Raw genomic sequence first — 21,693 nt, 5'->3', positions numbered from 1 at the left:
ATCGTATCGGTACGGACACGCCGATGCTGGAGATCTACATCATCTTTAGCCGACTAGATACGGTCCCTGCGTACGATGATCAGCGCAAGGGGGCGTCTCTGCCGGGCTCTCCGTACCCGCAGAGACTACTCCGCTGCGCGGACACAGCGACGTCTCAGATGTTCCCCCACCGCTCCCAGGGCCAAGACTGTTCCAGCGCCCGCAATGTCGCGTCGAGGGTGGGCAGTACTTCCGGGTAGAGCGTCTCGTGTTCGCAGCAGTCGCCGGTCTCGGCGATCGCGGCGGCCAGTGCCCTGACGGATGCCGGCCCCTGTGACTCGGCCTGGACCGCGACAGCGCGTGCTTTGGCCAGCTGCTCTTCGGTCTGCAGCCGCTTCGTTCCGGCCCGCCACAGCTCAACCGACATGCCGACAGGCGTTACCGGCCGGTCCAGGCTGTGTTCCAGGTTCGCGATCATCCGCACGCCGTACGCGTCAAGGTCGCACCACGCCGCCACCGGCAGGTCGAGGCCTTTGAGGAAGTCTAAGAGCCGGGTGCTCGGGTTGCCCTGCAACCAGACGCAGAGCCAGCGTTCGGGAATACCCGGCGTCATGCACACCTTTTCGAAAGCCTCGGTGTTCTCAACTACGAAGATCCCGATCGCTTTGCACTCGACCTCGCCGAGGGACCGGACGCCGCGGGCAGGGACGGCGATCCAGGGAGCCACACCGGCCGCATCGGCGATGGTCTCTTCGGTCTTCCAAACCAAGGGGCCGCTGAGTTTGATCGCTACATCGGCTTCGTCGACGGCTTGGTCGAAAGGGAGCTTTACCAGGTAGGAGAAGGCGTGGCGCTTAGCCTCTGTCCACGCTTTGGTATCACGAAACGCCTTGCCCGCCAGTTCCTTCTCAGCCATCCGCGCGCCGGCGCGGTGCGCAGGCCACCAGATCGCTGCGGCTCGCAGAGCCGCTTCGTAAACCTGCCACGATCTGGTCTGGGTCGCCGAGTCGGCAGGCACCCGCAGAGAAGCGTCCACCGGGGCGGCGGCCAGCGACAACCGTTCCCGGTCGAGTTCAGGGATGCCGATCAGGACCGCGATCAGCGCTAGGTGAAGCTGCTCGTTCTCGGCGGTGCGACGCTCTCGTTCGGTCTGTTTCGCCAACAGCGGTTCGCCGCTGAGCGCGGCGACCACGTCGGCCAGCCCTCGTCTGGCGGCGCCGGCCCGCAGCGCACGGTCCAGGACGGCGAGCTCGACCTCGACCTTCGCACCGACTCGTGGATTGCGTGGCCGGCCGAGCAGGGCTCCGAGGTCGGAGGCGGTGCGCTGGTCTGCGACCAGAACTCGGACACTGCCTTCGGGCTCGGCTCCGTTCCGCTCCAGTTGTCTGCGCACCTGCCGCCACAGGGCTTGGAGTTCTGGCTTGTCCAATGCGGCGCGCAGGTGGTCCGGTAACGGGTCGCTCATTCGTCCCGCCGCAGTGTTCCGCCGTCCCAGGTGGTGTGCATGAGGGCGATGGAGCGGCTGTTCTTGTGCCGCAGTACGTCGTACACGTGCATCCGCTCGATCTTCGGCGAGAATGCCGAGCCGCCCGGCCAGGTGATGATCCAGTCCATGTCCAGCTCGGCCAGCAGTTCGAGCAGCTTCGTGATCGTGGGATCGTCGATGCGCTCGAACGCCTCGTCGAGAAGAACAACACGTAGCGGGTCCGTGCCGGGTTCGGTCAGCGCGTCGTAGAAGGCTCCCGCCGCGGCAATCAGCACCATGTACGCGACGAATCGCGTCTCGCCGGATGAGAGTTTCTTGAAGGCCCGCAGCCGCTCCTTGCCGTTCGCGTCCTTGTCCTGGACCTTGACGGTGAAGGAGTACCACTTGCGGTAGTCGAGCGCCTCGGCCAGCGCCGGGGCGTAGAGTCCGTGATGCCGCTCCCGTTCGGCCTCGATGCGCTCTTGGAGAGCGCGGCGGAGCCGGTCGTCCTCCTCCGGAGTACGAACGGCCAGCGACTTTTTGACGAGTTGCAGGTCCTTGCGAGTGTCACCATCGATGACGTTGGCCGGTTCCCAGGCCAATTGCACGCCGATGCCCTGACTGGTCATGGTCTCTGCGAGGATCGCGTTCATGCTGTCGCAGAGCACGGACGCCGTATCGATCTGATAGCGCAGATGTTCTGACAGGTCTTGGAGGAGGTACTGTTCGAAGATCGCGCGGTAGCTGTCGTCGAGCTTCGCACGGTTCGTCTCCAGCTGCTCCTTCACCGACCTGGCCTCCGCGGCCGCCGGCTGCAGGCCGTCGTCTCCACGCACCATTACCGCGAACGCGTCTTCCCCGACCGAGGAGAACTCGGCGCTCAAATCGTTCGGCAGACGCTTGTTGAGATTTCCGACTTCATTCGTCAGGACATCCCGGTCCGCCGGCCGGTCCGGGAATCCAGCGATGCGAGCGAGTAGGTCGTCATGCAATGGATCCGCAGGCGGGAAAGTCTCAGTGCTACCGGCTGCTGCCATCCAGAAGCCTGGGGCTGTCACCGTCTGAACGAGCGCGCGCTCGGCGGCGCTCACGGCCTTCCTTTTGTCCGCTTCGACTGTCGCGTCGCTCTCCGTCAGGCCTTCACGTTTCGCGGCCTGTGTTCTGGCGTCCTCCTTGTCTTGTCTCACCATCGGGATATTCCGCTCTACCGATTCGAGGAGACGGCGAAGCTCTGTGAGCTGTTCCTCGAACTCTGCGGGGCCGAGTCCGAGACTGCTCACAAGAAGGTCGATCGCGACGCGCTCCTCGCAAAAGGCCGAGTATTCTCCCGCCGCGGTCTTCTCCGCCAACACCCGGCCCTGCATTGCGCTCGCGTAGGCCGCTTTCCCAGGGGCCAGTCCTTCGATCGCAGCCGACAGGTCCAGTCCGCGTTCGCGGAGGCCATTGCAAGCATCCGTTGCCTGCGTCGCCGCGGTATCGCATTGCGCGAGCTTGGCGGGGTCGTGTGGAAGGTTCGCTTCAGCGGCTTGGCGTGCGAAGGCATTGTGCCTGGCATCCCAGCGTTCTTGGGCATGGCCTAGGGAGATAATGGCCTGTTTCGCCACCTCGGCGGCTTTCCGGCGGGCTGCCTCGGCGAGCGCGGCAGCGGTATGGGCCAGCAATAGCGCACCCGACTCGGGAGTGTCTTCGCTGTGGCGGCGCCAGGCACGATGTGCTTCGGTGCGGTCCTGGAGGACGGTCCGGGCCTTGCCGATCTCGATGTCGGCAGTGGCCAGCACGGCGTCGAGCTCCACGATCCGCCGGGCCCGCGTGTCCTCGCGCGCGGCGTCGCCCACATACTCGGCCACTTCTTTCACCCCGAGCCCGGTGAGCACTCCGGCTCGCCACCGGCCGGTCGTCGACACGCTCAGCCCGTCGTCATCAGTCCCGTCCTGCTCATCTTCGAGACGCACGGCGGACAACAGGCGCCGGACCACATCCTCCGGGACCGAGTCCACGAGTTCGCCGGACGGGGTAAGGATCCGGGACAGCACGTCGGCATCGCGCTCCGCGTCCGAGGGCGAGGCGCCAGGCACGAGGATGACGAGATCGGCCAGCTTTGGATCGGCCAACGTGCCGTCCGGAAACACCCAGGCGTTGAGCAGACCGCAACCCTGGAGTGCCGCTTCCAGACCGGCGCGATCCTCAGCGCGCACACCCGTCACGAAGTCCACGAGCCGGAAGAACGGCGCTCCGACCCGTCCGTGACGCTCATCGCGCGCAAGCCCATGCTCCGGCGGGGTGATCTCAGCTCCGTCCAGCAATGCCTGGCGCTCCTCACCACGGCGGCGCCGGTCGGCGGAGAGTTCCCGCAGATCCGTTCTGGCTTGGTGAACGCCGTCCTGGGCTGCGTCGAGTGCGGCAGCAGCCCAGGCTCTTAGCCGCCGCCTGGCCGCCGCCACCGCTGCGGAGCAGTCATCGGACAGCTCGATCGTCTCCAGCCGTTCCGGCGGGGGCCCCAGCTCGACCGTGCTCGATGGGACCATGGCCAGCCATTCTTCTTGAGCTCGTCGCCACGCCACGACCTGGACGTCGAGCGCTGATCGGGCGACGGCCAGCGTCTCTTCCGCCGTGGTCTCCGCTGTGCCGGCCTGCTCCGCCGCGATCCTGAGTGGCGCGATGTGAGTGGTCTGAAGCACGGCGAGTTCCTTGCCTTCCTGCACCAGACTCCCGATCCGCACCCGCTGACTGCTCACCGCGTCCGCGGCGAGGCCCACCTGGACGAGCGCGGCATCGACCGACTCCGTCAACCGGTCCGCTGCGAGTTCCGGCGGCAGCAGTCGCTGCACAGATTGCAGGGCGGGGTCCGGATCGGTCGCCACCGAGACCAAGACGTTCTCATCCAGCCCGCCACACATCGGTGCCGCCATGTTCGGCGGGGTCGGCACGAGCGCCCGATCCAGACCCATCGCGACCAACTTCGCCGCCGCATCGTCGACACCGGTGCGGAACGCGAGGACCTGGGCATATACGCCAGCCATCTCGCGTAGAGCACCCTCACAGGCACGCCGTTCCGCATCACGCGCGCGCTTCGCGGATTCGAGGAGTTCGTGCACGGTGCCGCGACGGGCCTCGACGCTTCGCCGGCGCCGGTCGATGTCGCTTAGTTCACGGTACTGGTCAGAGCCCTCCATATCCCTGATCTGAGCTCTGAGAGCGTGTTGCTCCTGTTCAAGATCCGCGAGCCCTTTTTCGAGGTCCACTGCCTTCCGCTGGAACTCGGCCACTTCAGTTTTGCGTTGTCCAGCGGCGACCAGATGTGCCGTCAGCTGCTTCCGCGCGCTCTTCAATGCTGCTCCGCGCTGCCGGAGGACGGCCTGTGTATATGCCGCGTAGGTCATCATGAAGTGGCGGAGCGCAATGTCCGCTCGGTCTAGTCGCTTGATGTTCGTACCGATCGCCTCCAGATCCTGGAGCTGGCCGGCGAGCCGGGCGAGGAGATCGGGGTTGAGAGGCGGCAGCGCGAGGCTCAAGTACTCCTCGAGTTCGCCCGTCGCAGCTTTCAGACCGACGTCCGGGTTGCGCAGAGTGCGCTGGAGGTGGAGCAGGTCCTGGTAGCGGCGCGGGTCGGCGATTCCGTAGACGATGGGCGCCACACGCTCGCGGAAGTCCTCGAAGTTTTCAAAGACAGCGTCTCGGCCGAGCCGTTCCTCAAGCTCGGCCATGTCCAGTGCTACACGGTCGGCCGAGACCAGCTCGAATTCGTGACCGACCCGCAGCGGCGTGACGAACCGCCACACGCCCTTGACCTCGTTGCTCGTCTTCACCGCTCTGACGCCGACGCCGCAGGTAAGAAACTCCTCTTCGCCACCGCGGACCCGGCGCAGCTCCAGCCAACAGTAACCGATGCGGACCCCCGCGCCGTCATGGTCATCGAGCATGAGCCGACGCATACTCACTGAGTTCGCACCTTTGGTGCCCAGGTATTTGAGGTCCCCATCGAGGCAGAACGGCAATTGGAGCTCAAGAGATCTCGACTTCCCCGAGCCATTGGCGCCCTGCAAGATCTGCCGCCCGCCGGAAATGTCGAGGTTTTGGATCCCGTAGACCCAGACATCGACGAAGCCGGAGCGGTGCAGTCGCCACCGCTCCGGCCGCAGGCGAGTCTTCCCGGGCTCAGTCCGGTCGCTCAAAACAGCGTCTCCTCGATGTGCGGATCAGACTCATCGGATTCGTATCCGTACTCCTTCATCACGGGCGCTCGCGCCTCGTCAAGCTCCGCCACCGGATTCCAGCGGAACGCCGCAGGCACGAGCAACAAAGCGCCCGTCTCGGACAGCCGGGCCAGACCTGCCGCCCGCAGATGGTCCGCGACTTGGCCGACAAGCCTGTCGGGGTTCGCGGTGTCGCGCTTGGACCACGCGGCCGAATGCCGAGCCACCAGGTCCAGGCACACCGTACGCAGACTGTCGCCGGTGACTGACAGCATGCCGTGTCCATACGGCTCCGCCTCGGCGAGAAGCGCCGGCAGGGCGAGCAGGCTGAGCCGCGAGACCGTGGAGCCCCCGGGGAACGGCAGGTCCGACAGCAAACCCTCGGCATCGATTGCGGCCATCCCCTCGGCCCGGATCTCGACCTCCAGGCCGAAACAACGCTCGACCCAGTGCGCCTCCTGACGTGCGTTCGTCCTAAGGTACTGTTCCTCGTCCGCAGGCAGCTCCGCGAACAACACCACCGGGTCCTCCACGAGATGCCGCCGCGCCCGCACACCGACCGGCAGTTCCACGCCGGCACCGGCACCGGGTACGCGCGCCTCATCCTTGGGCATGAACAAACCCAGCACGTCGAGATCCACCGTGATCAGCGCTTCGGCGAAATCGTTGTGGAAAACGTGGTGTTGCGCGGACAGCACCGTACCCTCCGTTTCCACCAAGACTCCGGCCCGGACCAGGAAGCGGAGGGTCTCCGAGAGCACCCGCAACTCCGCCTTGGAATCACCGAGCCGCAGTCCGGCATCCACACCAGCGCCCCGGATCTCAGCGATAAGACCCGAGAGCAAGATCTGCCGGCCGACACTGATCAGGGCAGCGAGGGTCAGTGCCAGGTACATGTAGCCGCGTGCTGAGAACCCGCGCAGCCCGCGGCCCGGCAGACTTGAGAACTTGTATAGCCGCGCAAACCGCCGTTCCACATCCAGCCGGTAGCCCATACACCAGGAGAAGAGCGCCCGCAGATCGTCCCTGTGACGATAGACCAGCGGCAGCAGATCCGACTTGGGGCCGTCTTCCCGCAACATCTGGTAACGCAACAAGGCACGTGCGCACAGTCGGACATCAGCGGCGTCGACGTGCGAGAGCTCACCGAAGCCGCCGTACAGGTCAGGCCGGTCCATCAAGTCCCCGCCTCGGCGTCACCGCGTCCAGGACCCGGACCTCGAGCTCGATGTCGTCCATCGTCAGGGTGCCGTGGGCCGCACGCAAACGCAGTGTCGCTCCTTCGCGCGGCCCGACCCGGACTTCGAGACCGGAAGCGGCGTGCACGAAGCGGCCCGTGGAATCGGCATCGGCACGCTGGCATGTCGCCCCGCGGATCAGCTCATAGAGCGCCCGCAAAGCACCAGAGGACAGGACGACCGTGTCCAAGCGATCGGCCGCCGCACGCAGTTCGGCGTGGGTCGCCTCCAAGGCTCTGGCCGCCTCCTGTGCCTGGACCAAGATCAGCTGCTCCGCGATCGGATCCTCCACGACCGGGGCCGGCTTTCCCGACGCCGATCGCTCGGACCTGGCCGAGGTCGGGACTGCAACCGACAACGCCGTGCCGTCACGCCACGTGGTGGCCGACGGCGTCTGGTCCACCTCAGCGATGTCGAGCCAGTGCCGCGGCGCACGCGTCTGGAAGTACTGGTCGAAGCGTGTGTGCGCCTGTTCGTCAGTGTCCTGGGAGAACTCTGCGGCCAACCGGACCAACTCCGACCTGCGGCCCGGTGAGACGATGCTCCCGCCGGTGGAGCGCTTCACATTGAACAGCAGTGAGCTGATAGCTGTGGCCGTGGCCTCCCGCAGCGCACTCACCTGGCTGGGGCGGCCCGCCCGGTCCATGAACCAGCCCGCCAGGCCGTGCCAGTCCTCTGCTGTTCGTCCGCGCGAACGCTCGACGGCATCGCCCAGAGCAGCCGGAGGAGCCAGGAGACGAAGCAACTCATTGAGGACGCTGCCTTTGAGAAGCTTGCCGAGTTCCTGAGCGATGCCGGGTGTATGACGCAGGACGTCCTCGACGACGAGCTGGATGTACTCCACCAGCAGGCCGCGCAGCCCCGCGATCTCCTCGTGGTCGAGATCGTGACGAGCCACCACTTGGCCGACGTGCGCATAGAAGTCACGCACTGAGTCCGAGAGATACCCGTGCTGGAGGAACACCGTCGTCACGGACTCGGACAGCTGCTCCCGCAGCGCCGCGGTCGCCGGCACGGCGGCGCCCCTGATCGATTCCGCCGTGACGGTCTCGCCAATGCGCTGGTTGATCTCGCCGAGCGTGCGCCTAATCGCGGGCAGCAGCTCGCGCGTCACCTCGCGCACACCCTCGGAGACCCTCAGCAACTCCTCGGCATCTCGCTGGATTCGGATTGCGAACTTGTGGACCTGGTACCGCTGCTGCCCCTGCGAGAACTCAGCGATGGAGCGGGCGTTGGTCTCACGCCGCCCGGGAATGAGATTTCCCCAAGCCACGAGGAACCGTAAGCGCTCGTTGACGTTGTCGATGTGCGCAGCACCCGGCTCGATCCGTCCCGCGCGCTCGACCGCCGCCAACGCGGTCGCGACCTCGGCAGCGGACTGGTCGGCGAGCAGCGTGGAAGTGAACTCGTGCATGATGGCGAAGTACGTACGCCGCTCGCTGACGGTGAGGTACCTGTACATCAGAAGCCGCAGCTCCGCGTCCCCGTTTTCACCCCATGTTCCGCCCACAGCACGTAGGGTAGCCGATGATCAACACCCTCCACGTCGCTTCATGGGCATCGCGACTCCCGCGGCAGCGGTTCAATGTAGTCACTGCGCCGGCCAACAGCCGGCCGAAGTCAGCTTTCAGGTACTACTGAGGATGAGCAGCGCAAGCTTGCATTCGCGGTTTTCGACTGGTTTGCAGTGTGCGGAATGCCGTTCGGCGACGAGCCGAGATGGCAGGTTATGTCTTTCTTCGGAGACGAAGTCGGCAATCACGACGAGATGGGTTTCGGCGAAGCATCCGTCCACGAAATCTGCGCTGTCTACGCTGCCCGAGTATGCCCGTATCGGTCTTCACCGAACGCCAGGCTCGGTGATGAGTGCGGAGCGGGACAGCAACGCGAGCCAACCGTCAAGTTCAGCGGCTGATGTGCCCCGGGTTTAGGCCAGTCGGGATGCTGGACAGTTGTTGATCCAGCACCCTGGGAGGGATCCGTGCCGCGTTCCTACGCACCTGAGTTCCGCAAGAAAGTCCTGGACCTGATCGAGGCCGGCCGTCCGGTCAAGCAGGTCGCCGAGATGCTCGGCATCAGCGATCAGACGATCTACAACCGGCGGCGACAGCAACTGATCGATTCCGGGCAAGTACCGGGCATCACCAGCGCTGATGCCGCCGAGCTCGTGGCCGCGCGCAGGCGCATCGCTGAGCTGGAGACCGAACTGGCCATCCACCGGCGCGCTGCGGAGCTGCTCGACGCTGTGGTGCCCCCAAAAGACGGTACGAGGCCATCGCGGTGATGGCCGGCGAAGGCTTGCCCGTGCAGACGGCCAGCCGGGTGCTGCTCGTCTCCGAGTCCGGCTACTACCGCTGGCAGCGTCGGCCGCCGTCGGCGCGATCGGTGCGCCATGCCTGGCTGACTGAGGTCATCCAGGCCGTGCATGCCGAAGCACGATACGCCAGCCGCAGCCGACCTGGTCAATCGAGTACAGGTCGCCCCGAGCCTCCGATAGAGCTCCCGTGCCTGACGAAACTGGTGCCGTATCAGGCAACGTTCGCCTCGTCGGTGTGGTGAGTGCCGCTGAGGGGGCGGGTGTATCAGACTTGGCAGATGGCTGAGCGGGTCCAGGTTCGGGAGATCGATGACGACGAGGGTCGTCGGCTGCTGCGGATTGTGCGGCGTGGGTCGGGGTCGGTGGTGACCTGGCGTCGGGCGCAGATGGTGCTGCTGTCGGCGCAGAAGATGCCGGTGGCGAAGATTGCTGAGGTCACGTTCACCAGCGAAGACCGGGTCCGCGATGTGATCCACGACTTCAATGCCGACGGATTTGACTCGCTGTACCCGAGGTACGCCGGAGGTCGCCCGCGCACGTTCAATCTGCCCGAGCGCCGGGAGATCAAGAAGTACGCGAAGTCCAAGCCGGTCGAGCACGGCGTGCCGTTTTCCACCTGGAGCTTGTCCAAGCTGGCGGACTTCCTGGTCGCCGAGGGGGTGGTCGACGACATCTCGCACGAGGCCTTCGGGTCCTGCTCCGTGACGAAGGCGTCTCGTTTCAACGGATAAAGACCGGGAAGGCCTCGAAAGACCCGGATTACGCGGTCAAGAAGGCCAGGGTCGAGGACCCGGACCGGGAGCCGCGCCCCCGCCGTCGGGCCTCCTACAACCGCAATGACGGGGTCCGACACCTGTTCGCCGCCTACGACCTGGCCCGCGACCACCTGTTCGGGCACATCAAGCCCCGCAAGAAACGCACCCAATTTCTGGAGCTCTGCCGCTACCTGCGCACCCTCTACCCCGCCGACGTGCGGATCGCGATCATCTGCGACAACTACTCCCCACACCTGACCACCAAACGGTGCCACCGAGTGGCGGACTGGGCCGAGGCCGACAACGTCGAGATCACCTACACCCCGACGAACTCCTCGTCGTTGAACCGGATAGAAGCCCAGTTCACCGCGCTGCGCCACTTCACCCTGGATGGCACCGACCACCGTAGCCACAAGGAGCAGGGCAGCATGATCCGCCGCTACATCATCTGGCGAAACCGCCACGCCGACGACACCGGCTACGTCAGATAGCCACCAGGGCGAACATTGCCTGATGCGGCACTAGGACGGCGCTTCCGAGCCAACCCCCTCACTCCGCCGAGACTCAGCCAGCGCATCCGTAGCGTTGGCTTGCCCAAGTGGGTCGCCAATCTGCCGGAACAACTCCAGGGCCTGTTCCTGGGCCTGGGTCGCTGCGGCATGGTCGCCGGTCCTGCCCTTCACTCGCCCGAGCTCGTTGAGGGCGCCAGCTTGCCCGAGCCGATCGCCGAGCTGCTGGTATAGCTTCAGGGCTTGCTCATGGGCCCGGGCCGCCGCAACGTAGTCACCGATCATGCGCTGCACGCGTCCGAGGTCGTTGAGAGCGTTGGCCTGCCCGAGCAGGCTGCCGAGCTGCTGGTGCACCTCAAGGGCCTGCTCGTGGGCCCGGGCCGCCGCGGCATAGTCGCCGGTCATGAGCTGCACGCGTCCGAGGCGGTTGAGGGCTTCGGCTTGCCCGAGCCGGTCACCGAGCTGCCCGAACAACTCCAGGGCCTGCTCATGGGCCCGGGCCGCCGCGACGAAGTCTCGGATCACGTATTGCATGCTTCCGAGGTGGTTGAGGACGATGGCTTGCCCGCGCCGGTCCCCAAGCTGCCGGAACAGGTCCAGGGCCTGCTCCTGGGCCCGGGTCGCCGCGGCGTAGTCGCCGGTCACGTGCTGCACGCGTCCGAGCTCGTTGAGGGCGCCTGCTTGCCCGCGCCGGTCTCCAAGCTGCCGGAACAGGTCCAGGGCCTGCTCCTGGGCCTGGACCGCCTCGACATAGTCATCGGTCATGAAATGCACGAATCCGAGATTGTTGAGGGCTTTGGCTTGCCCGAGCCGGTCATCGAGCTGCCCGAACAGCTCCAGGGCCTGCTCATGGGCTCCGGCCGCCGCGACGAAGTCGCCAGTCAAGACCTGCACGAATCCGAGGTCGTTGAGGGCGCCTGCTAGCCAGGCCTGGTCGTCGAGCCGTTCGGCTGCTGCGACGGCTTGTGCGTGCAGAGTCACGGCCAGGGGCCAGGGGCCGTCGTTACGCAGCACGGGTGTCAGGGCTGCGGTAAGAGCTGCGGCGTCTTCGTCGCGGCCGTGGCCGACGGCGTGGTCCAGGCAGGCCAGCAGGTTGGCGCGTTCGCTGCGCAGCCAGGACAGCTCCGCTTCCCGGCCTTCCGCCCGGTGTCCGACGGCGGTGAGCCGGTAGTGGGTCAGCAATCGGTCCACGGCTTCCCGGCTCTGGTGCGGCTCAGCCTCGGCCAGGGCGCAGGCGTGTTCGCGCAGCAGGTCGTGCATGCGGTAGCGGGCGCGGGTCGGCTCGTCGAGCAGGTGGTGTACTTCCAGGCCTTGCAGCAGGCGCCGGGCCGCGGAAATGTCGGTCGCCAGAATCGCCGCAGCCGCGCCGGGGTCGACGTCGATGCCCGGGGATGCGCCCAGGGCCCGGAACAGCTGCTGCTGGCCGGAGTTCAGGTCGCGGTAGGACAGGTCGAACGCGGCGGCGACGCTCACGTCTTCCGCGGCCAGCACCGGCAGCCTGCCGGCTGCCGCGGCCAGCTCCTCGATCAGGTCCTCGGGGCTCCAGGACTGATGATGCAGCAGCTGTGAGGCGGCCATCCCGATCGCCAGCGGCAGATGCCCGCACAGCCCGGCCAGCCGCACCACCAGCGGATCCTCCGGGGAAAGGTCTGGGCGTCCGGCGATCCGAGTGAACAGCACACCGGCCTCGGGCGGGTCCAGGACGTCCAGACTGAGCGGTACGGCATCGGCCAGCCCGGTGAGCTTCCTGCGGCTTGTGACCAGGACCAGCGTGCCCGCCGCGGACGGTAGCAGGGGACGGATCTGGGCGCTGCCAGCAGCATCGTCCAGGACCAGCAGCATCCGCCGCCCGGCGGTGCGAGAGCGCCACAGGTCGCCACGGGACTGCCCGTCGGGCGGGATCTGGTCGGCGGGCACGTTGTCAGCAGCCAGCAAGGCAGCCAGCACCTGGTCGGGGTCAGCCGCAGCAGCGCCCGGAGTGTGGCCGTGCAGCCGGATGAACCACTGCCCGTCGGGGAACCGGCCGGCCAGCGTATGCGCGGCGTGCACGGCGAAGGCGGTCTTGCCGACCCCCGCCATCCCATCCACCGCGTGGATCCCCAACACCGCACCGCCGGCCGCCGCCTCGGCCTCGTCCAGCGCTGCTATCAGCCGGTCCAGGTCCCCGGTGCGCCCGGTGAACGTCGTGGCATCACGCGGCAGCGACATCTGTACTGCCGCCGGCGACGCGGTGGCGCCGACCGCGTCCAGATGCTCTGCGGTGTCCGGCAGGCCGAGCAACTCGCGCAGCCGCGCGATCCCGGCCTGGTCCATCAGTTTGTACCAGAGCTGGGCCCGGGACGCGGTCAGCCAGTTCGGGCCCTGACGAACGTGTTGCTCGGTGACCACCGCGATCAGCCGGCCGGCGGCGAACACCGCCGCCCCGGACATCCCCTCCCACTGCGAGTGGCCCGTGCCCGGATCCTTCCCGAGCGGGGACACCTCCAGTTTCAGTGTGCCGGCGTACTGGTTGGAATACGGATAGCAGCTGCCGACAGCGTGGTGGGAATCTCGGTACCGTCCCCGCCCGCCCGACTCGCCCGCGTCGGGGCCCGCGGCGCGGTGGTCGTCGTTCGAGTTGGCCCACGGGAACCCCACCGCCTCGCAGGCCACCTGGCTGGCCGGGTACCCGAACCGCACCGCGGCCACCGGCGGCTCGGCCTGGCGCAACCTCAGCACCGCCACATCGGCCCGGACGTCAGCGAACACCGCGTCGCATGGCACTTCGCGCACCCTGCCGGGCGCGAAGAACCGCACCACTGCCGTCGAGGCGCCGTGTAGTACGTGCGCCGCAGTCAGAACCAGGTCGGGTGCGACCAGGTAGCCCGAGCCGAACCAGCGCTTATCGGCGGCGTCGACTGCCAGGGTCTGCACCGCGCGGGCCGCATCCCACCCGCCCACGGCCGTCTGCGGGCTCACCGCTCATCGGGCTCGGCCAGCCCGGACACGTACGGCGTCCCCCCGCCGGGTTCCAGCGTCGGGGTCAGGGACAGCTTGATCCGCTGCGTGCCGGTCGAGCCCGCCTTGCCCTCGCCCGAGGCGTCCACCACCAAGAACCGGACCTTCGTCCCGGCCGTGGCCGACCGCTCGACTGCGACCGACACCTCCAACTCGACCTGCCCCAACTCGAACCTCAGCCCGGTACCGTCGGCCGCAGCCACAGCGGCCTCCAACTCAGTACGCAGATCCCTGATCACAGCAGCCAGCTCGATCACGCCAAGCCCCTCCCCACGATCGACTCCGATGCGGACCACTGTAGAACCCTGACATGATGCCGCGGCACCCGCACCCCGAGCGCCGGGTACACGCCTCCAGGGTCCCGTCGGTACGCAGACGCCGCCCCAGGTCGAGCCCCGCCATCTCAACCAGCTGCCGCCCCATAGCCACAGCGATGAGGCCGCACGGCGAGCCGCCGGCAACAACAAAACCGGCTTCGCGGACGCCGCCGCCATCGCGCACAAGCGGTAGTCCCGCCGCTGCCCGATTGGCACGCCGGGCTCGTCGCGGAGCGACACGCTCAAGGGTTCCGCAGTTCACAGTCCACACGTGGAAGAGGCGTAACGGCAGGACGCGTGGAAGCGCCGCCGCGGCGGCGTGCTTGAGCTCGGCAAAAAACAGCGGTGTAGGTGTTCGGGGTAATGGCGGTCGTGGAGTACCCAAGCATCTCGGAGACCACCTCCACATCCACGCCGGCGACCAGAGCCAGACTGGCCGCGCCGTGCCTCAGATCATGAAGCCGGATCGGCGGCAGGTCCGCCTCCTTGACGAGGAGTTTCAACTGATCCCTGGCCTACGCCGGATGTAGCGCACTCCCGTCGGGCTTGGTCGATACCATCCCGCAGTCGGTCCGCCCTGCCCGGCAGCGGCCTTGGCCTTCTGCTGCGTCTCCCGGTGCTGGGCCAGCTTGCTGACCGTGACCTCGGCCGGGGCCAAGTCCCGTTCACCGACTCCCCGACTTCGGCGTACCGGCCTGGTCGGCGAGCACCGCGTCCAGCAGCCCGGGCCATCGCACGTCCATCAACTCGCGACGCAACCGGATGCACTTCTTCGGTCCAACCCACCACATCACCACGATGCCCGCCTCACGGAGCACCTTGTAGTGGTGCGACATCGTGGACTTGGCAGCGGTCAAACCAGACCGGTCCCAGACCTCACGGCAGCTGGGGTCGAATTCGCCGGCGAGCGATGCCACCGTGCGCACCATCGTCAGCCGCGCCGGCTCGGCCAGCGCGGCAAGGACCGCGGTTAGCTGGACCGCCTCGGCAAGTGGATGAGTGAGCTCGTGCTGGTCGACGGCCTGGTCCTCCATTGATAGTTGAAGGCGCGGTGCCCTCACAGGACCGCTTCCTTCGCCCCCTTTCCGTTTTCCGTGCGTACGGTTCTCCCTCAACGGCTTACCGATGACGTTCCGGAGGATGCGGCATAGCCCCTACCCCGCATGAGGCCCTGACGTGGGGCTCCTCCTCACTCGAACCGAGAATCTTTCTGCAGGCACATCCGCCAAGGCGGCAGTGATCCAGTCATCCCTTCGACGGTTCGTTGCCGACCACGGCACGTGCGTCAGCAGCGATGTCCAGGACAACCCCGTTAGCGTCGGCTTCGTGAAGAATCTCCGCCAAAACCGCACGTGCGGCCTCCATGGCCCCGACATCCCCGGCGACTCGCGCGAAAGCCAGCACGGTCGACGCTTGCTTTGCGCGCTTTTGCAACGCCACGGCGAGATCGTCCATGGCACCTCCCTGGGACGCGGGGCGCCGCTCCGCCGCCCCTCGATCGATGTTCATGTGTAAGCATCAGGTTCTCGACTTGTGGCCCACTGACCGGGAATATCGCGTTGCGCACCGCGCCACGCGGCCTCCTCGACCAACCACCGATCACGTGCTGGCGAGCTACGTCGCAGGGGTTTCAGTGCCCGCCAGAGGCTTCCCCGTAGCGGTCGTTTTCCCGGCGGTAGTACTCGAACACCAGCCCGATCACGGAATAGGCCCCGAATGGTGCAGCGATGAGCAGAAGCCACCAGCCGAAGATGACTCCCATGAAGGCGAGTGCCGCAGAGCCTGCCGCATACAGAGGCCACCAGGAGTGCGGGGAGAAAAACCCGAGTTCGCCGGCCATCTCCTCGATCTCGGCGTCGTCACGGTCTTCGGGGCGTGGCCCGATCCGGATAGCCGTGAAGTACAGGTAGAACCACACCAGTGTGCATAGTCCGAAGGCCATGGACAGCGTGGTGACACCGACAGTGTCCTTCGCCAGCCACCAGTACAGCGGGATCACACAGAGCAGGAAGATCCCCACCCAGCCAAACAGCTTGGCTTCGGTTTTCATCGCGGGCCTTTCTTGGTGCTGCTGAGGTTGTCGACGATCGCTACTGGCGCCGTCTCGGACACTTCGTGTGCGGCGAGCAGGGGTTCAGCAAGCCCGCGAGTGTGCATCACTACCGCGATGCGTGAGCACAGCACGAGCAGGGCATGACGCGGTCCCGCCCTATGAGGTTCCGCGCAGCTTGGCCAAAGCCTCATCCAGGAGCGCTTGGCCGTCTTCGTCGCTGCGGCGCTCCCGGACGTATGCCATATGGGTTCTGTAGGGCACCGCCGCATAGGAGTTAGCCCCAGGCGCGCTGTGCTCATCAAGTCCGGCCGGTAATCCGCAGCGCGGGCAGTCCCAAAACTTGGGAACTTCCGCCTCCGCAGCGAAGATCAGCCGACTGCGATGGCCGCGGGAACAGAAATAGTCCACGCGGCGCCGCTCGGCGCCGTCGCCGCCCCGGTCGTCTTCCCCTGACGGCCCCGCCCCGACTCGCGTGCCGCGAATGGCATTGCCGTGTGCCAAATCCACCATCTCCTTGGTCATGCCCCGTGGTGCAGGACGCCGATGGGTGATCGATCGTCTGGACCCGAGCCGGGCCGGACGCGGGCCCGGGCTCGGGGGTTGGGCGATCCGCGCTCGGCGCTCGTGAATCACCGCGCGCGGATCATCGAGGATCATAGTTGAAGACATCTTCAATCAACGAAATGGTTAGGTGTTCACCCGCGTGTCACGCTTGAGCGAGGCACCTTCCAGGGGTCGAACGGTGCGAACATGCGCCCTGGGTCAGTCGATCGGGACGTGGCGCAGGTAGGGCCACAGGTCGCGCAGCGTCCCAAAGGTGCGGGGCGGCAGACTTTCCAGCAGCGTGATCAATTCCGGCGATGCTCCGCTGGTGACGGCGGCGGCCAGCAGGTCGGAACGGTCGGCGGGCAGCGGGACGTCCGCGATGTGGTCGGCGATTTCACTGCGGGTGACGGCCATCGGCGTCTTCCGTTTCTCCAGCGGATGGGTGGACCGGTATCGGTCGGGCACGAACTGGTCCGCGCCGGATCCGCACTCCGACGCAGACCGACCCGCCCGGTGGAGCGGCCTGGACGATCCACGCCCGGAAACGGCCCGGGCGCGGATCACGGCTATCATAGTTGAAAGATTCTTCAATCGGACACATGATGGGGCAGCCCATCTCGCCTGGGCGACAGACAGGGGCGCGTAGACGAGTTCGAGACGGTGCCGCGGGAGGGTAGCGTCGGGCTCTCGGTCTCGGATCGAATGCGCGGGGTGAAGCAAAGCCCGGGGCCACCATGGAGGTATGTGATGGGACGCGGTCGGGCCAAAGCGAAGCAGACGAAGATCGCCCGCCAGTTGAAGTACGCCGACCACGGCTCGGATCTGGCGCGCCTGCAGAGCGAGTTGGGGACCGCAGCCGCAGGCAAGCATGACGGCGCCGACAGGGAGGGCCTCGACGACCCGAGCTCCGAAGGCCAGCAGCGATCCTAGACAGCATTCGGGTCGTTCTCGTCGCCGTCATGGCTACATACGTCGCGATGTGCGCCGCTGCCACGGACGGCTGGAAACGGCGCAGCGATAGACCGCACTCCCCCCGTCTGGACCCGTTGAGTCGAATGTCGCAGAGCCCGGAAAGAGGGGCCGACGCAGTCGGCATGGCGCATTGAAGAGTTCTTCAACCTGAGACATGATGGGATCTTCCGCCCACTCTGGCGGTTGCAGGCCAGGTGCGTCGGAAGGAAGGTGCGTGCAACTCCTCACCGCGGATCTGCGCGCAGGTATCGTTTCGGCGCGCAGGGAGCTGGCCGCCGCCCGCGATACCGGCGATGTCGGCGGGATCCAGCTGAACGAACAACGTCTGCGGTGTCTGTCCGTGGCCGCGGCCGAGTACGGGATGAGGCTGGCGGACCCGGTGTTGCAGGCCGGTCTGGGCGGCCAAGGCGCCGCACGAGGATAGGAGGTTCCGATGTCACCGGTTCCGCTGTATCAGGCCAAGGCCGATCTTTTCCGGATGCTCGCACACCCGGTGCGGATCCGCGTGCTGGAGCTGTTGTGCGACGGGCCCAAGCCGGTCCGCGACCTCCTTGCGGACGTCGACATCGAGGCGTCCAACCTGTCCCAGCAGCTGGGTGTGCTGCGCCGCTACGGCATCGTGACCGCCGCGCGTGAGAGCTCGACCGTCGTGTATGCCCTGGCCGGCACGGATGTGTCCGACCTGCTGCGGGCCGCGCGGCGGATTCTCACCGAGTTGCTGGTGGGCCAGTCGGAGCTGTTGGCCGAGTTGCAGGAGGCTGACTCCTCCTGATCGTCTGCGGATCGTCTCGTGTCTGGCCATGCGTGACGCCTGGCGGCGGCTGCTGAAGCCCGCAGCGCGTTCACGCATCGGAACCCGTGGTTTCCGCCGGTGTGGTGAGGACGCTTGTGAAGAGTTTGCTGAGCATGATCCGCAAGGCGGGTCGGATGGCCGAGCCCGCTCCCGTCCGCGAGCCCGGTCCGCTGCCTGAGCGTACCTTGGCGGGGTCGGCGCAGGTGCGGTGTGTGGATGCCGGTTCGTGCAACGGCTGTGAGATCGAGATCGGGCAGGCGTTCGGGCCGGTGTACGACGCCGACCGATACGGGGTGCGGCTGGTGGCCTCGCCGCGGCACGCGGATGTGTTGGCGGTGACCGGTCCGGTTACTCGGAACATGGCGGTGGCGCTGAAGCGTACGCATGCCGCGGTTCCAGAGCCGCGGCTGGTGGTGGCGGTCGGGGACTGCGCGATCGGCTGTGGGGAGTTCGCCGGCGGATATGGCGTGGTCGGTGGCGTGGACGATGTGGTGCCTGTCGATATCAGAGTGCCGGGTTGTCCACCGGCGCCGGAGGCGATTGTGGCCGCGTTGCGGCAGGTGACCGGCCGGTGAGTTTGATCGGTGCGGGGTTGGCCGGTTCGGCCGGGTTCGCAGCTGCCGCCTCCGTGGCCGGGCTCGCCCTGCCGGAGCGGTTCCGTGCGGCAGTGATCGGGGTGCTGACGGCATCGCTGGGCGCGACCGCGGTGGCCGTCGGCGGGGCGGCGCTGTCCGGGCGGACCTTCAGCGCAACATTCCCGAATCTGCTTCCGCTGGGCGGGGTGTATCTGGGGGTTGATGCCCTGTCGGGATTGTTCATCGCGGTCGCCGGGGCGGTGGTCTTCGCGGTCGCGGTATACGGGATCGGCTACAGCAGCCGAGGGCATGATCCAGGCCGGGTGGCGTCGGCGTTGCTGCCGTTGTTCGCCGTGGCCATGGTGCTTGTTCCAGCGGCTGCGAGTGTGTCGACGTTCCTGGTGTTCTGGGAGCTGATGGCTGTCTGCTCGTTGTTGCTGGTGCTCACTGAGCACCGCAAGCGTGAGCAGGTCGCCGAGGCCGGGCTTTGGTATGCCGTGATGACGCAGCTCGGGTTCGTCCTCATTCTTGTGGCGCTGGCGTGGCTGGCCGCCGCGGCGCACGGAGAGACCTTCACGGCGATCCGGGCTGCCGCGCCGCACCTGTCTCCGGTGCTGCGGGGGACGGTGTTCGTGCTGGTCCTGGCCGGGTTCGGGTCGAAGGCGGGGATCGTGCCGCTGCACGCCTGGCTGCCGCGCGCGCACCCGGAGGCGCCGAGTCCGGTGTCGGCGCTGATGAGCGCGGTGATGGTGAACCTGGGCGGCTACGGCCTGATCAGGGTCGGGATGGATCTGCTGGGCGGCGGACCTCGGTGGTGGTGGCTGCTGGCCATGGCCGCCGGCGCGCTGTCGGCCGTCTACGGGATCTTGCAGGCGTCGGTGACGGCCGATCTGAAGCGGCTGCTGGCGTATTCGACCACGGAGAACATGGGGCTGATCGTGCTCGGGATCGGGGCGGCCGGGCTGTTCCGTTCAACGGGGCGGCCGGAGCTGGCGGGGATCGCGCTGGGTGCGGCGTTGCTGCACGTCGTGATGCACAGCGCGTTCAAGGCCCTGCTGTTCGCCGGCGCGGGCTCGGTGCTGCGGGCCACCGGCGCCCGGGATCTGGACGTGCTCGGCGGCCTGCGGACGGCGATGCCGGTGACCACAGCGGTGTTCACGGTCGGTGCGCTGGGTGCGGCGGCACTTCCGGGCGGGGCGGGGTTCGTCTCGGAGTGGCTGCTGCTGCAGTCGCTGATCCACGGGCTGGCGGTGCCGGGGATAGTCGTGTCGGTAGTGCTGCCGATCGCGGTGGCGGCGGTGGCGTTGTCGGCGGGCTTGGCGGTGGCCACATTCGTCAAAGCGTTGGGCACGGGATTCCTGGCCCGTCCGCGCAGCGACGGCGCGGCGTCGGCGAAGGAGTCGCCGGCGCCGATGCTGGCAGCCATGATCTTGCTGGCCGGTGCCGCGACGGTCCTCGCGGTCGCCCCGGGGATCACCGGTTCCGGGCTGTCTCGCGCGGTGGCCCAGGCCGGCCCCGGTGGTACGGCCGCGGGTGCGGCGGTGCGGGCGAAGCTGACGGTCCTGGGGTCGACGATGTCGCCGCTGCTGGTGGTGGCCGGGACGGTCGGCGTCACGATGGTGCTGGCAGGGGTTCTGCGGCTGGTTGCCGGGGCACGCCGCAAAGCGGTGCCGCTGTGGGATTGCGGCGCCGGTCCCCCCAGTGCCCGCATGCAGTACACGGCGACTTCGTTCGCTGAGCCGTTGCAGCGGGTCTTCGACGATGTGCTCGCGCCGGAGTCGGACGTCAATGTGACCCCGGTGGTGGAGTCGGCGTATCTGGTGGAGCGGGTCTCCTACCACCGTGCGGTGCCGGACCGGATCGAGCACCGCCTCTACGGCCCGGTGCTGGCGGCGGTGCGCTGGTGCGGGCAGCGGGCGCGGGTGTTGGCCAACGGCTCGGTGCACCGCTATCTCGGGTATGCCTTCTCCTCTCTGGTGGTGCTGTTGGTGGCGTTGGCGGCGGTCAAATGAGCGCGGCAGCGGCGTTCGGGACGGTGACCGGGGCCGGGATCGCGGTCTCGGCCGTTCAGGTGGTCCTCACGGTGGCCGGTGCGCCGTTGCTGGTCGGGATGATGCGGCAGGTGCGGGCCAGGATGGAGGGCCGTGCCGGGGCCGGGATCGGCCAGCCGTGGCGGGATCTTCGAAAGCTGATGCGCAAGGAACCGCTGGACCCGCACGGTACCGGTCCGGTGTTCCGGACCGCGCCGCTGTTGCAGGTCGCCGCCACCGCGGTGGTCGCCGCCGCCATTCCGTTCGTGTCGGTGGACACCGGTCTGGGCCAGGCGGCGGACCTGATCGCGGTGGTGGCGTTGCTGACGTTGGGGACGGCGGTGCTGGCGCTGGCCGGTCTGGACACCGGCACCGCGTTCGGCGGCATGGGCGCCAGCCGGGAGATGACGATCACCGCGCTGGCCGAGCCCACCGTGTTGGTGGCCACCTTCGCGCTGTCCACCCGGGTCGGATCGACCAATCTCCCGGCGATCGTCGATGCCGGATTGAAGGACGCCGGACGGGTGGTGTCACCGGTCAGCGTGCTGGCGGCGTTCGCGCTGGCGGCCGTGGTGCTGGCCGAGGCCGGCCGGCTGCCGGTGGACAACCCGTCCACGCACCTGGAACTGACCATGGTGCACGAGGCGATGGTGCTGGAGTATTCCGGCCCTGATCTGGCACTGGTCGAGCTGGCGGCGGCGATGCGGTTGTCGGTGCTGCTCGGGTTGTGGTCGGCGTTGTTCCTGCCCTGGGGCACCGCCACCTCCACCGGGGCCCTGGCCGTCCTCGGCGGGACCGCGTCGTTCGTGGTCAAGGTCGGCGTTCTCGGGGCGGTGCTGGCCGCCGGTGAGGTGTTCATGGCCAAGCTGCGGCTGTTCCGGGTGCCGGAGCTGTTGGCCGGGTCGTTCCTGTTGTCCGTGCTCGCGGTCGCGGCGTCGTTCTTCCTGTGAAGGT

The 21,693-nt window shown here is 67.4% G+C and carries 20 protein-coding genes and 1 pseudogene; 9 read left to right on the top strand and 12 right to left on the bottom strand.

Translation table 11 applies throughout. The features are described from left to right. Nucleotides 1-154 precede the first annotated feature (154 nt). From GWK61_RS01485 to GWK61_RS01470, 4 genes are read right to left on the bottom strand one after another with little or no spacing between them, the layout of a single operon-like run. A complete protein-coding gene (locus tag GWK61_RS01485; RefSeq protein ID WP_499699121.1) occupies nucleotides 155-1,444 on the bottom strand; it encodes a Wadjet anti-phage system protein JetD domain-containing protein in 1,290 nt (429 codons plus the stop codon). Next, nucleotides 1,441-5,616 carry a TIGR02680 family protein gene (locus GWK61_RS01480; RefSeq protein ID WP_194904077.1) on the bottom strand — a complete coding sequence of 1,392 codons (4,176 nt, stop codon included), beginning with the start codon at nucleotides 5,614-5,616 and terminating at the stop codon, nucleotides 1,441-1,443. Before GWK61_RS01480 ends, GWK61_RS01485 begins: the two co-directional genes overlap by 4 nt. Then, nucleotides 5,613-6,815, bottom strand: a complete 1,203-nt coding sequence (locus GWK61_RS01475; protein WP_194904072.1) for a TIGR02678 family protein — start codon at nucleotides 6,813-6,815, stop codon at nucleotides 5,613-5,615. The genes GWK61_RS01480 and GWK61_RS01475 overlap by 4 nt, the downstream gene beginning before the upstream one ends. Further along, entirely contained in the window at nucleotides 6,802-8,337 is a 1,536-nt protein-coding gene (locus GWK61_RS01470; RefSeq protein ID WP_194904070.1) for a DUF2397 domain-containing protein, read from the bottom strand. The genes GWK61_RS01475 and GWK61_RS01470 overlap by 14 nt, the downstream gene beginning before the upstream one ends. 519 nt (nucleotides 8,338-8,856) lie before the next feature. Here GWK61_RS01470 and GWK61_RS01465 point away from each other — a divergent pair. The 3 genes and pseudogenes from GWK61_RS01465 to GWK61_RS60500 all read left to right on the top strand — a co-directional run bounded on the left by GWK61_RS01465 (nucleotide 8,857) and on the right by GWK61_RS60500 (nucleotide 10,461). Then, nucleotides 8,857-9,159 (top strand): transposase, encoded by a 303-nt coding sequence (locus tag GWK61_RS01465; RefSeq protein ID WP_194904068.1) that lies wholly within the window; start codon nucleotides 8,857-8,859, stop codon nucleotides 9,157-9,159. Continuing rightward, on the top strand, nucleotides 9,159-9,434 hold the full coding sequence (locus GWK61_RS01460; RefSeq protein ID WP_194904066.1) for a hypothetical protein: 276 nt from the start codon (nucleotides 9,159-9,161) through the stop codon (nucleotides 9,432-9,434). The genes GWK61_RS01465 and GWK61_RS01460 overlap by 1 nt, the downstream gene beginning before the upstream one ends. Nucleotides 9,435-9,470: 36 nt before the next feature. After that, nucleotides 9,471-10,461 (top strand): annotated as a pseudogene (locus tag GWK61_RS60500) (helix-turn-helix domain-containing protein). A 7-nt stretch (nucleotides 10,462-10,468) separates the two neighbouring features. Here the strand turns inward: GWK61_RS60500 and GWK61_RS01450 are convergent. The 8 genes from GWK61_RS01450 to GWK61_RS01415 all read right to left on the bottom strand — a co-directional run bounded on the left by GWK61_RS01450 (nucleotide 10,469) and on the right by GWK61_RS01415 (nucleotide 16,783). Further along, entirely contained in the window at nucleotides 10,469-13,414 is a 2,946-nt protein-coding gene (locus GWK61_RS01450; protein ID WP_194904063.1) for a tetratricopeptide repeat protein, read from the bottom strand. Further along, complete coding sequence (locus GWK61_RS01445) at nucleotides 13,411-13,710, bottom strand: trypco2 family protein (protein ID WP_194904062.1); 300 nt, start codon at nucleotides 13,708-13,710, stop codon at nucleotides 13,411-13,413. The genes GWK61_RS01450 and GWK61_RS01445 overlap by 4 nt, the downstream gene beginning before the upstream one ends. A 302-nt stretch (nucleotides 13,711-14,012) precedes the next feature. Further along, complete coding sequence (locus tag GWK61_RS60495) at nucleotides 14,013-14,273, bottom strand: tyrosine-type recombinase/integrase (protein ID WP_194904060.1); 261 nt, start codon at nucleotides 14,271-14,273, stop codon at nucleotides 14,013-14,015. A gap of 162 nt (nucleotides 14,274-14,435) precedes the next feature. Next, nucleotides 14,436-14,804 (bottom strand): ArsR/SmtB family transcription factor, encoded by a 369-nt coding sequence (locus GWK61_RS01435; RefSeq protein WP_194904058.1) that lies wholly within the window; start codon nucleotides 14,802-14,804, stop codon nucleotides 14,436-14,438. Between the two features lie 211 nt (nucleotides 14,805-15,015). Next, on the bottom strand, nucleotides 15,016-15,225 hold the full coding sequence (locus GWK61_RS01430; RefSeq protein WP_194904056.1) for a hypothetical protein: 210 nt from the start codon (nucleotides 15,223-15,225) through the stop codon (nucleotides 15,016-15,018). A 175-nt stretch (nucleotides 15,226-15,400) separates the two neighbouring features. After that, a complete protein-coding gene (locus GWK61_RS01425) occupies nucleotides 15,401-15,820 on the bottom strand; it encodes a cytochrome c oxidase subunit 4 (protein ID WP_194904054.1) in 420 nt (139 codons plus the stop codon). Between the two features lie 159 nt (nucleotides 15,821-15,979). After that, a complete protein-coding gene (locus tag GWK61_RS01420; RefSeq protein ID WP_194904258.1) occupies nucleotides 15,980-16,324 on the bottom strand; it encodes an RNA polymerase-binding protein RbpA in 345 nt (114 codons plus the stop codon). Nucleotides 16,325-16,585: 261 nt separating this feature from the next. Then, the gene (locus tag GWK61_RS01415) at nucleotides 16,586-16,783 is read right to left on the bottom strand and encodes a DUF2795 domain-containing protein (RefSeq protein WP_194904052.1); all 198 of its coding nucleotides are present in this window, start codon (nucleotides 16,781-16,783) and stop codon (nucleotides 16,586-16,588) included. Between the two features lie 333 nt (nucleotides 16,784-17,116). Between GWK61_RS01415 and GWK61_RS01410 the strand changes: the two genes are divergently transcribed. The 6 genes from GWK61_RS01410 (at nucleotide 17,117) to GWK61_RS01385 (ending at nucleotide 21,689) form a co-directional block, all read left to right on the top strand. Further along, a complete protein-coding gene (locus GWK61_RS01410) occupies nucleotides 17,117-17,299 on the top strand; it encodes a DUF3073 domain-containing protein (protein ID WP_194904050.1) in 183 nt (60 codons plus the stop codon). A gap of 256 nt (nucleotides 17,300-17,555) precedes the next feature. Then, the gene (locus GWK61_RS01405) at nucleotides 17,556-17,765 is read left to right on the top strand and encodes a hypothetical protein (protein ID WP_194904048.1); all 210 of its coding nucleotides are present in this window, start codon (nucleotides 17,556-17,558) and stop codon (nucleotides 17,763-17,765) included. Nucleotides 17,766-17,774: 9 nt separating this feature from the next. Beyond that, on the top strand, nucleotides 17,775-18,113 hold the full coding sequence (locus GWK61_RS01400; RefSeq protein ID WP_194904045.1) for an ArsR/SmtB family transcription factor: 339 nt from the start codon (nucleotides 17,775-17,777) through the stop codon (nucleotides 18,111-18,113). Nucleotides 18,114-18,268: 155 nt separating this feature from the next. Beyond that, the gene (locus tag GWK61_RS01395; protein WP_228561575.1) at nucleotides 18,269-18,709 is read left to right on the top strand and encodes an NADH-quinone oxidoreductase subunit B family protein; all 441 of its coding nucleotides are present in this window, start codon (nucleotides 18,269-18,271) and stop codon (nucleotides 18,707-18,709) included. Continuing rightward, nucleotides 18,706-20,721, top strand: a complete 2,016-nt coding sequence (locus tag GWK61_RS01390; protein ID WP_194904041.1) for a proton-conducting transporter transmembrane domain-containing protein — start codon at nucleotides 18,706-18,708, stop codon at nucleotides 20,719-20,721. The genes GWK61_RS01395 and GWK61_RS01390 overlap by 4 nt, the downstream gene beginning before the upstream one ends. Further along, nucleotides 20,718-21,689: a respiratory chain complex I subunit 1 family protein gene (locus GWK61_RS01385; RefSeq protein WP_194904039.1), complete on the top strand. Its 972-nt coding sequence runs from the start codon at nucleotides 20,718-20,720 to the stop codon at nucleotides 21,687-21,689. The genes GWK61_RS01390 and GWK61_RS01385 overlap by 4 nt, the downstream gene beginning before the upstream one ends. Nucleotides 21,690-21,693: the final 4 nt, after the last annotated feature.

It is taken from the genome of Catenulispora rubra (genome assembly GCF_015356825.1).
Classification (GTDB): Bacteria; Actinomycetota; Actinomycetes; order Streptomycetales; family Catenulisporaceae; genus Catenulispora; species Catenulispora rubra.
Note: the sequence above shows the minus strand (reverse complement) of the source record. Positions and strands in the feature narration are given on the sequence as shown.